Genomic DNA, 9,252 nt, shown 5'->3' on the forward strand with positions numbered 1-9,252 from the left:
GGTGTGGTGTTGCACGCTATCAGGCCCATAAAAGCGCGTCTTTTTGGCCATGGCGGCGTTGCAAATCCTCGCGATACCCCGGTATCGCTGCGGTTTGCGCCTTGCCCTGACCAAAAATTCATCGCTTTTATTTGTGCCTTCAAGCATGCAACACCACACTAGCGTCTGCGCTTGCGCCGGGTGAGCGCGAAGAGCGCGGCGATGATCGCAAGAACGAGTGCTGCCAGTCCCAGCCGTGCCGCCAGGACCAGATTCGACCGCGCACCGCCGGCCCGCAGGGTTTTCACCTGCGCCGCGCTGATCTGCGCCTTGGGGTTGCCGTAATGTTGCGCCAGATACGCGCCCAGCGTGGCAATCTGCTGATCCGACAGCTCCCTTTTGAATCCCGGCATCAACACCTCAAGCGTATCGCCCTGGCGCTGAATGCCTTCCAGCAGCACCATCACCAGATTGTTGGTGTTGCTTCTGCCGAGCGCCGTGTTATGAAACAGCGGCGGCAAGCCGCCATCGAAGCTGCCCTGGCCGCGGGCCTGGTGGCAGGTCGCGCAGTGGGCGTCATACAGTTGCGGGCCGGTCATCCGGCTCGGGTCGTTGGGCAATGCCACGCCGCGGATGCTGTGCAGCTCGTCGGCCGCCGCACCCCAGGCATACACCGGGCGGGTGTCGGCCGCCTCGCGCAACGCCGGCACAGTCTTCAGGTAGCCGGCCATCGCGCGCAAGTCGTCCTCGCTCAGATGCCGCAGGCTGTGATCGACCGCCTCGGCCATCGGGCCGGCCGTCTGGGCTTTGCCGGCAACATGGCCGAGTCGCAGATAGTCGATCAGTTCCTGTTCGCTCCAGCCGCCGACGCCGCTATTCGGATCCGACGTGATGTTCGGCGCATACCAGGAGCCGACCTCGCCGCCGGCCAGTTCGAGCGATTTCTTTTCCGCCATCAACATATTGCGTGGGGTATGGCAGGCGCTGCAATGCGCCAGCCCGCGCGCCAGATAGGCGCCGCGATTCCATTCCGGGCTCTTGCCGGGGTCCGGTACGAACGGCTTGCTGTCCAGGAACAGCAGATTCCAGAGCGCCATCGAGCGCCGGATGTTGAAGGGGAAGGGCAGCCTGGTCTGTTGCGGCGGCGCGGCTTCCACCGCTGCTACGCCCTGCATGAAATACGCATACAGCGCGCTGGCGTCGTCGTCCGAGACCAGCGCGTACGAGGTGTAGGGCATCGCCGGATAGAGATGCCGGCCGTCGGCACGGATGCCGGCGCGCAGGGCGGCGGAAAATTGCGCCTGCGTGTAGTTGCCGATGCCATAGGTTTTCGAGGGCGTGATGTTGCTTGACACTATCGTGCCCAGCGGCGTCGGCAGCGCCAGGCCGCCCGCCATGGCCCGGCCGCCGGGCGCGGTGTGGCAGGCGATGCAGTCGCCGGCGCTCGCCAGATACCGGCCGCGCTGGATCAAATCGGCATTGGCGGCGTCCGGCGCGGCGGCGCAGACGTTCAGGCTTGCCAGCGCCAGCGCGATGGCGCCGGGAGTGCCGTGCAGGCGTGTCATCCATTTCATTGTAGCCACCTTGACGCTCAGGATTGCGGCGCAGCCGCAGCCGGCGCACGCAGGTTGGATTGCTCGAGGATGTGCTGCGCGGTGCGCAGCGCCACGGCCAGCCCGGTCAGGGTCGAATTGCAGGTGCCCGCGGTCGGCAGCACGCCGGTGCTGACGATGAACAGGTTGTCGTGGTCGTGCGTGCGCCCGTAGCCATCGACCACCGAGGTGGCCGGGTCGCGGCCCATGCTCATGGTGCCGCAGATGTGCTGGTTGTTGGCGAAGCTGCCTTCCTTGCTGTAGCGCAGGTTGCTGCTGCCCATCAGTTCGGCAATCCGCGCGAAATCGGCTTTGGATGCCTCGGCGCCCTTGCGCGTGTAGTCGTCGATCGCGTAGTGCGCCTGCGGCTTCCGGATGCCCATCGCATCCTTCTGGTCGCTGAGGGTGATGCGGTTTTCCGGGTTGGGCAGTACTTCCAGCACGTTCTTGACGTTGCACTCGTGGGCCGCGCTATGGCGCAGGCGCTGTTCCAGTGCGATCCCGTACACGCCTTCGGCGATTAACGATTGCGTGGCGCCGGCCACCCGCGAGATGTTGGTGAAGTCCAGGCGGTACGGCGCATGCTCGCTGCGAAACGGGCCGTCGCGCAGCGTATTGATCGAACTCGGGCTTTGCGGCCCGCGCCCGAGCCAGAGTTCTTCCTCGGCGTCGAATGTCAATGAGGTGCTCGGATGGTCCATCAGGTTGCGGCCCACCATGTCGGAGCTGTTGGCCAGGCCTTTCGGATACTTGTCGCTGGCCGACAGCAGCAACAGGCGCGGGCTTTCGATGCCGTTGGCCGCGAGAATGAAATTCTTGCCGGTGACGCGGTGCGTCCCCTTGTCCGGGTCGTAATAATGGACCGCCGCAATCCGGCCCCGCGCATCATGCTCGATCCGGTACACGTTGGCGTTCGGAATCAGCCGGGCGCCGGCAGCTTCGGCGTCGGCTGCCGCAATGCCGCCGTGGTACTGGGCGTCGATCGGGCAAATCGGCTGGCAACTGTTGTTGCCGCAGCAGGCCGGCCGGCCGCCGTAGGTGCGGCTGTTGCGTGCGGTGGTGTTGCCGACCACAGGGTAGGCCGGCGCCAGCCGTTCGCGCAAGCGCCGCATCGCATACGGTTCGGCCACCGGCTCCATCGGAAACGGCTGGTTGCGCGGCGAGCCGGTGTTGGGCGCGCCCGACACCCCCATGATCTGTTCGCCTTCCTGGTAATACGGCTCCAGCTCTTCGTACGTGAACGGCCAGTCGACGCCGACCCCGTACAGGCTGCGTATGCGCAGGTCGTTCGGCACCATGCGCCATGCCTGCGCGGCCCAATGCCAGGTGGTGCCGCCGACCTGCCGGATGTACTCGGCCGGATACGGATACGGCCCGGCCTGCACCAGATAGCCATTGTCCTCGGGCTGGTACACCGGATGCGGCGCCCACGGCGCCGGCGGATACGGCGACATCCAGTCGCTCTTGCGCGGGGAATTGCGAAAGCGGGCGACGATGATGTCGCGGCTGATGCGCGGCCCGGCCTCCAGGATGATGACCGATGCGTTGTGCTGCAGCAATTTGCGTGCGGTGAGCGCTCCAATGATCCCGGAACCGATGACCACGAAATCAGCCGACAACTGTTCGGACATGGTGCGCTCCTCAGAGGGGTTTTTTGGCCCAGCTGCCGTACACGCCGTAGGCGTAGGTCGGCGGTTTCAGCTTGTCGGCGACGACCACCGCGTTGAGCGCGGTTTCATACGCCAGGCAGCGCACCTTCGCGCCGCTGCCGACGATGCCCATGAACCAGGCGGTGACGATCTTGCGCGGCAGCGCGGCCAGCGGCGAATGCTCGGCGTCCAGCACCTGCTGCAATTGCAGCAGGTCGATCTGGCGCTCGTTGAGCAGCGCCAGCAGCGCCCTGGTGGCCGCAGGAAAGCCGGGGTCATCGGCGCTGAGGGCGCCATACAGGCGCGTGGCCTGCGCCGCATCGAGCGACTGGCGGCCTGCCAGCAGCGCGGAAACCGCCAGGAATGCGCCGTGGTCGAGGTCGGCCGCCGGTTGCGCCAGCGCCCACGGGATCAGTGAAGCGGTATAGGCGGACAGCAAACCGGCCGACAGCAAACCCGCCAGCAATGTACGCCGCGCAGGATCGGGCGTGGCCGCGTTCCCGGTGATTTTCTCTGGCATTTCTTCTGGATATTCCATGGCAAGTGTCCGTCGCAACAGGTGCTCAAAAGGAATGGCGTGCATCGGAATGGCGCGCATCGATTGTCATGATGCTGGAACCGTTCAGGGTTGCTTGACCGAAAAAGCATCCATCACCCGCGCCGAATACACCAGCGCCGCGCCGGCATTGACCGCGATGGCGACGCCCAGCGCTTCGGCGATTTCTTCCCGGCTGGCGCCGTGTTTGGCGGCGGCGTCGGCATGCGTCGTGATGCAGCCGTCGCAGCGCAGCGTCACCGCCACCGCGAGCGCGATCAGTTCGTGCATTTTTGCATCGAGTTTCCCGATTTTGGCGCCGGCATTCGAGAGCGTCTGATAACCGCGCAAGGTATCCGGACTGAGCTTGCCAACTTCGCCGATGCGGGTCAGCAGTTGCTTTTGATAGTCGTTCCAGTCGAGCATCATTTCGATTTTTCCTTCATGTTAGGGCGAGTTGCGCTTATGTTGCGCGCACCGGCTTGCCCGGAAGATCCGGCAGCGGAATGAATTCGGTCTCGCCCGGCACCTTCGGAAAACGTTGCTCGCGCCAGTCCTGTTTGGCCTGTTCGATGCGCTCGGCCGAACTGGAAACGAAGTTCCAGCTCAGGTAGCGCGGCCCGTCCAGCGGTTCGCCGCCCAGCAGCATCAGCCGCGCCGTCTCGGAACCGGCAGCGGCGAGCGTGATGCGCTGGCCGGGCTTCAGCACCAGCAGCCGGCCGGCATCGAATACGCCGTCGCGGCCCAGATCGAGCCGGCCGGCCACGCCGTAGATCGCCCGATGCGTATAGTCGGCCGCTATCTGCACCTGCGCGCCCGGCTGCAATTGGACATCGACGAAGAATAGGTCGGACAAGGTCTGCACCGGAGAGCGGCGCCCGAAAAAACTGCCGGCAACGATGCGCGCCGACACTCCATCGCCTTCTTCGAGCGGCAGCGCGGCGACGCCGGTGTGGACAAAATCGGGAGCGCATTCCTCCTGCGCGCGTGGCAGCGCAACCCAGCATTGCAGACCGGACAGCGACGATGTCTGTTGCCGGATCTCAGGCGCGGTGCGCTCGGAATGGGTGATGCCGCGTCCGGCCGTCATCCAGTTGACATCGCCGGGGCGGATCGCCTGCACGCTGCCGAGGCTGTCGCGGTGCAGGATTTCGCCGCCGAACAGATAGGTGACGGTCGCCAGCCCGATATGCGGGTGCGGGCGCACGTCCAGGCCCTGGCCGGCGGCAAACACATGCGGGCCCATCTGGTCGAGGAAGACGAAGGGGCCGACCATGCGCCGCTGCCGCGACGGCAGCGCGCGCCGCACTTCGAAGTGGTCGCCAAGATCGTGGGTGCGCGGCACCACCACGACTTCCAGCGCGGTATCCGGCGGCAAATCAAACTTGTCCGACATGGCTATTCCTCCTGCGTGACGATGCGGATGTCGCCGAACAGTACTTTGTGGATCGGGCACTTGTTGGCGATTTCGGTCAGCCGCGCGCGCTGTGCGCCATCGAGCGCGCCGACATAGTGGATATGCCGGTTGAATACATAGGCGTCGCCCTGCTGGCCATGCTCGATGCGCACCTGTACATCCTGCAAGTTCATCTCCTTGCGGCGCGCATACAAAGTCAGCGTCAGCGCGGTGCAGGCCCCGAGCGATGCCGCCAGCAGATCGTGCGGATTGGGGCCGGTATCTTCGCCGCCATGCTGCAGCGGCTCATCGGTCAACAGCCGGTGCGGCCCGATGTCGATGATGTGCTGCAGCTTGCCCTGGCCCTTGCGGACTGTGATATCCATCACGATCTCCCGGGTTGCGCGATTATTTCCCGGTATTGTCGTCGATGCTCGGCGCTCCGGCGCCATACCTGACGAACATCAGAAAGCCGCCTGCCATCGCCAGGTTTTTCATGAAGTTGATCATTTGCATCTGGTCGGCGAAATTGGTGTGCGCGACCAGGGCCGTTCCCAGGCTGAATAGCGCCAGAACCGCCGCCACCCAGCGGGCCTTGAAGCCGAACAGCAAGGCCAAGCCGCCGCCCAGTTCGATCAGGATCACCAGCGGCACCAGCAGATTCGGCATCGGCAAACCCATCGAAGCAAAATATCCGGCGGTGCCGCTGTAGCCGGTCAGCTTGCCGAAGCCCGCGATGATGAAAATCTGCGACATCAACAGCCGTGCGGCGATATGCAGTGCCTTGTCCATCATAATCTCCTTGTCATTGTTGACACAATGAAAACAAATTATCGATCAGATTAGCACCGCTTTGTGTCCGCGCTTTGTTTTGTAACAACACTACGAATGGTGCAGGCTGGAGTTGTGGTTGTCTGTGGTGTTGTACCGGGGCAGGAAAGCATCGCCCGATCGTCCATGCGCTGCGGACGGGAGGCGTGAAAAAACGGCATTTGGGCATTTGCCGGCGGCCGCAATCATGGACAAAAGATCGCGGCCGCGGATCGGAAACTGCTGAAGCGGCGCTGCATCAGCTGACCGCCGCCATCATTGCATTGAGGAGTGCTGCTGGCTGGTTATTTACCGCTAAGTCCCTAGTCCGCGTTGATCCCCATCACATGCGAGAAGCCGCCGTCGACATAGGTGATTTCGCCGGTGATGCCGGCGGCCAGGTCCGACAGCAGGAAGGCGGCGGCATTGCCGACATCTTCAATCGTTATGTTGCGGCGCAGAGGCGCGTGTTCGGCCACGAAGCCGAGCAGTTTGCCGAAATCCTTGATGCCGGAAGCGGCCAGGGTCTTGATCGGGCCGGCCGAGATGCCGTTGACGCGGATGCCTTTCTTGCCGACCGATTCGGCCAGGTAACGCACGCTGGCTTCCAGCGAAGCCTTGGCCAGGCCCATCGTGTTGTAGTGCGGAATGGCGCGCACTGAACCGAGGTAGGACAGCGTCAGCAATGCCGAATTGGCGCGCAGCATCGGTAGCGCGGCCTTGGCCAGCGCCGGAAAGCTGTACGCTGAAATGTCGTGCGCGACCGCGAACGCTTCGCGCGTGAAGCCGTCGAGGAAATCGCCGGCAATCGATTCGCGCGGCGCGAAGCCGATCGCATGCACCAGGCCGTCGAGCTGCTGCCAGGATTGGCCCAGGTCGGCGAACAGCGCGTTGATTTGCTCGTCGCTGCTGACGTCGCAGTCGAAAATCAGTGTGCTGTCGAATTCGTTGGCGAAATCGACGATGCGGTCCTTGAAGCGCTCGCCGACATAGGTGAATGCCAGTTCGGCGCCTTCGCGTTTGCATGCTTTCGCAATGCCGTACGCGATCGAGCGGTTGGACAGCAAACCGGTGATCAGAATTTTTTTGCCTTGCAAAAATGCCATATGTGACTCCAGGTGTTATCGCAGTATAAGAAGCGGCTTTCAGCGCAGGCCGGAAGCTGCATATTAGTTCGAATAGGGTTATTTCTTTGGTTTTGCCGTTTTTTCTTTTTTTGAATAGCAGGGGATTGTAGGTTGTAGCAGCCGGGTCGGCAACTTTTCTTACGATTTTGCGCCTGTAAGGTGGTTAAATGTCCGCGCCCGCGCCATATGTCTTTCGGTAAAATGGCGCGAAAATGAGGGAGTTATGATGCGCGAAATGCACTTTGGTTCCCGGCCTTCGCGCCGATGCGCCGGATGAAAAAAATTCTGAATGCCTTTTTGCTGGGTGCCGGTTGCGCGATGGGCTGCCTGTGCGCTGCCGATGCGCTGGCCGCGCACGCTTTTTCGCTGTACGACACGCCGCGCTATGGCCCCGGCTTCACCCATTTCGATTACGTCAACCCGGCCGCGCCGAAAGGCGGCGAGCTGTTCCTGGCCAATCCGGACCGGCGCACCAGCTTCGACAAGTTCAATCCGTTTTCGCTGAAGGGCGTCGCTGCGGCCGGCGTGTCGAACTTGATGTTCGAGACCCTGGCGGTCGGCTCCAGCGATGAGGTGGCGACCATGTACGGCCTGCTGGCCGACGACATGGCACTGGCGCCGGACCGGATGTCGATGGCGTTCCGGCTCAACCCGCTGGCCCGCTTCAATAACGGCGATCCGGTGCTGGCGGCGGACGTCAAGCATTCGTTCGACATGCTGATCGCCAAGGGCGCGCCGCAGTTCAAGTCGGTGTTTGCCGATGTCAGGCAGTGCGTGGTGACCGGCGAGCGCAGCGTGCGCTTCGATTTCAAGACGCTGAACCACGAATTGCCGCTGATCGTCGGCAGCGTGCCGGTGTTTTCGCGCAAGTGGGGCGCGACGACCGATTTCGACCAGATCCAGCTGGAGCCGCCGATCGCCTCCGGCCCGTACCTGATCGACAAATTCGACGTCGGCCGCTCGATCAGTTACCGGCGCAATCCGTCCTACTGGGGCACGAATCTGCCGTCGCGCAAGGGCATGTTCAATTTCAACCGGATCAATTACCGTTTTTACCAGGACGATGTGGCGCGGCTGGAAGCGTTCAAGGCCGGCGAGTTCGATGTGGTGGTCGAATACAGCGCGAAAAACTGGGCGCGCAGTTATAAGGGGCCGAAATTTACCAGCGGCGAGATCGTCAAGCGCGAACTGACCCATTCCAACGGCGCCGGCATGCAGGGCTTCGTGATGAATTTGCGGCGGCCGCAGTTTCAGGACATCCGGGTGCGGCGCGCGCTGGAACTGGCGCTGGATTTCGAATGGATGAACCGGCAACTGTTTTACAGCCAGTACCAGCGGATTTATTCGTTCTTCAATAACAGCGACATGGCCGCCACCGGCCTGCCGTCGGCTGACGAGCTGAAGCTGCTGGAACCGTTGCGCGGCCAGCTCGATGCTGCGGTGTTCGGCCCGGCGCCGCTGCCGCCCAGCACCAACCCGCCGGCGTCGCTGCGGGCCAATCTGCTGCAGGCCCGGGCCTTGCTGCAGCAGGCCGGCTGGAATTACCGCGACGGCGCGCTGCGCAATGCTAAAGGAGAGCCGTTCGAGTTCGAGATTCTGGACGACCAGTCGGCCATGTCGCGCGTCATCAGCGTGTATGTGCGCAATCTGCAAAAGCTGGGTTTTCAGGTCAGGCAGCGTACCGCCGATTTTGCGCTGGTGCAAAAGCGCATGGAGGAATTCGATTTCGACATGACCAGCACCCGTTTCCCGGATGTCACCAGCCCGGGCAATGAAATGTTCGACATGTTCGGCTCCAAGGCGGCCGATCAGCCGGGTTCGAACAATGCCTGGGGCCTGAAGGATGCTGCGGTGGACAAGCTGGTCGAAGCGCTGGTGGCGGCCACCACGCGGCGCGATCTGGTGGCGGCGGCGCGGGCGCTGGACCGGGTTTTGCTGCACAAGCATATCGTGGTCACGCACTGGTTTTCCTCGACCCACCGGGTTGCCTACCGCAACCGCTTCGGCATCCCCGCCAAGGCGCCGCTGTACTATCAGGCCGATCCTTACGTGATTTCCAGCTGGTGGCAGGAAAAACCCAGGTAGCATGGGAGTATGCTTGAAAACGCTATATTTTCCGCATGTTTTTATTGTGGTAAATAAAAATAACACTTGTATAGTATTG

General features: G+C 62.9%; 9 protein-coding genes. 1 reads left to right on the forward strand and 8 read right to left on the reverse strand.

The window, feature by feature from the left end; genetic code table 11:
* Window positions 1-158 precede the first annotated feature (158 nt).
* The 8 genes from HMCN_RS0116115 to fabI all read right to left on the reverse strand — a co-directional run bounded on the left by HMCN_RS0116115 (window position 159) and on the right by fabI (window position 7,067).
* Window positions 159-1,553 (reverse strand): cytochrome c, encoded by a 1,395-nt coding sequence (locus HMCN_RS0116115; RefSeq protein ID WP_025918345.1) that lies wholly within the window; start codon window positions 1,551-1,553, stop codon window positions 159-161.
* A 17-nt stretch (window positions 1,554-1,570) separates the two neighbouring features.
* Window positions 1,571-3,202, reverse strand: a complete 1,632-nt coding sequence (locus tag HMCN_RS0116120) for a GMC family oxidoreductase (RefSeq protein ID WP_025918346.1) — start codon at window positions 3,200-3,202, stop codon at window positions 1,571-1,573.
* Between the two features lie 10 nt (window positions 3,203-3,212).
* Window positions 3,213-3,758, reverse strand: coding sequence for a sorbitol dehydrogenase family protein (locus HMCN_RS18015; RefSeq protein WP_238552214.1), 546 nt, complete (start codon window positions 3,756-3,758; stop codon window positions 3,213-3,215).
* A gap of 84 nt (window positions 3,759-3,842) precedes the next feature.
* Window positions 3,843-4,181 (reverse strand): carboxymuconolactone decarboxylase family protein, encoded by a 339-nt coding sequence (locus tag HMCN_RS0116130; RefSeq protein WP_025918348.1) that lies wholly within the window; start codon window positions 4,179-4,181, stop codon window positions 3,843-3,845.
* Window positions 4,182-4,218: 37 nt separating this feature from the next.
* Complete coding sequence (locus HMCN_RS0116135) at window positions 4,219-5,151, reverse strand: pirin family protein (RefSeq protein ID WP_025918349.1); 933 nt, start codon at window positions 5,149-5,151, stop codon at window positions 4,219-4,221.
* A 2-nt stretch (window positions 5,152-5,153) separates the two neighbouring features.
* Window positions 5,154-5,537, reverse strand: coding sequence for an OsmC family protein (locus tag HMCN_RS0116140; RefSeq protein WP_025918350.1), 384 nt, complete (start codon window positions 5,535-5,537; stop codon window positions 5,154-5,156).
* 22 nt (window positions 5,538-5,559) lie between these two features.
* A complete protein-coding gene (locus HMCN_RS0116145; RefSeq protein ID WP_025918351.1) occupies window positions 5,560-5,943 on the reverse strand; it encodes a DoxX family protein in 384 nt (127 codons plus the stop codon).
* 341 nt (window positions 5,944-6,284) lie between these two features.
* On the reverse strand, window positions 6,285-7,067 hold the full coding sequence (gene fabI / locus HMCN_RS0116150; RefSeq protein ID WP_025918352.1) for an enoyl-ACP reductase FabI: 783 nt from the start codon (window positions 7,065-7,067) through the stop codon (window positions 6,285-6,287).
* A 294-nt stretch (window positions 7,068-7,361) separates the two neighbouring features.
* On the opposite strand from fabI, the gene HMCN_RS0116155 reads away from it, so the two are divergent.
* The gene (locus HMCN_RS0116155) at window positions 7,362-9,173 is read left to right on the forward strand and encodes an extracellular solute-binding protein (RefSeq protein ID WP_025918353.1); all 1,812 of its coding nucleotides are present in this window, start codon (window positions 7,362-7,364) and stop codon (window positions 9,171-9,173) included.
* Window positions 9,174-9,252 lie beyond the last annotated feature (79 nt).

Origin of the sequence: Herminiimonas sp. CN, assembly GCF_000622895.1 — a bacterium.
GTDB lineage: Bacteria > Pseudomonadota > Gammaproteobacteria > Burkholderiales > Burkholderiaceae_D > AVCC01.

Coding starts and splice junctions, on each gene's coding strand:
- HMCN_RS0116145 (WP_025918351.1), bottom strand. CDS start 5,943: ATGGACAAGGCACTGCATATCGCCGCACGGCTGTTGATGTCGCAGATT.
- HMCN_RS18015 (WP_238552214.1), bottom strand. CDS start 3,758: ATGGAATATCCAGAAGAAATGCCAGAGAAAATCACCGGGAACGCGGCC.
- HMCN_RS0116120 (WP_025918346.1), bottom strand. CDS start 3,202: ATGTCCGAACAGTTGTCGGCTGATTTCGTGGTCATCGGTTCCGGGATC.
- HMCN_RS0116130 (WP_025918348.1), bottom strand. CDS start 4,181: ATGCTCGACTGGAACGACTATCAAAAGCAACTGCTGACCCGCATCGGC.
- HMCN_RS0116115 (WP_025918345.1), bottom strand. CDS start 1,553: ATGAAATGGATGACACGCCTGCACGGCACTCCCGGCGCCATCGCGCTG.
- HMCN_RS0116140 (WP_025918350.1), bottom strand. CDS start 5,537: ATGGATATCACAGTCCGCAAGGGCCAGGGCAAGCTGCAGCACATCATC.
- fabI (WP_025918352.1), bottom strand. CDS start 7,067: ATGGCATTTTTGCAAGGCAAAAAAATTCTGATCACCGGTTTGCTGTCC.
- HMCN_RS0116135 (WP_025918349.1), bottom strand. CDS start 5,151: ATGTCGGACAAGTTTGATTTGCCGCCGGATACCGCGCTGGAAGTCGTG.
- HMCN_RS0116155 (WP_025918353.1), top strand. CDS start 7,362: ATGAAAAAAATTCTGAATGCCTTTTTGCTGGGTGCCGGTTGCGCGATG.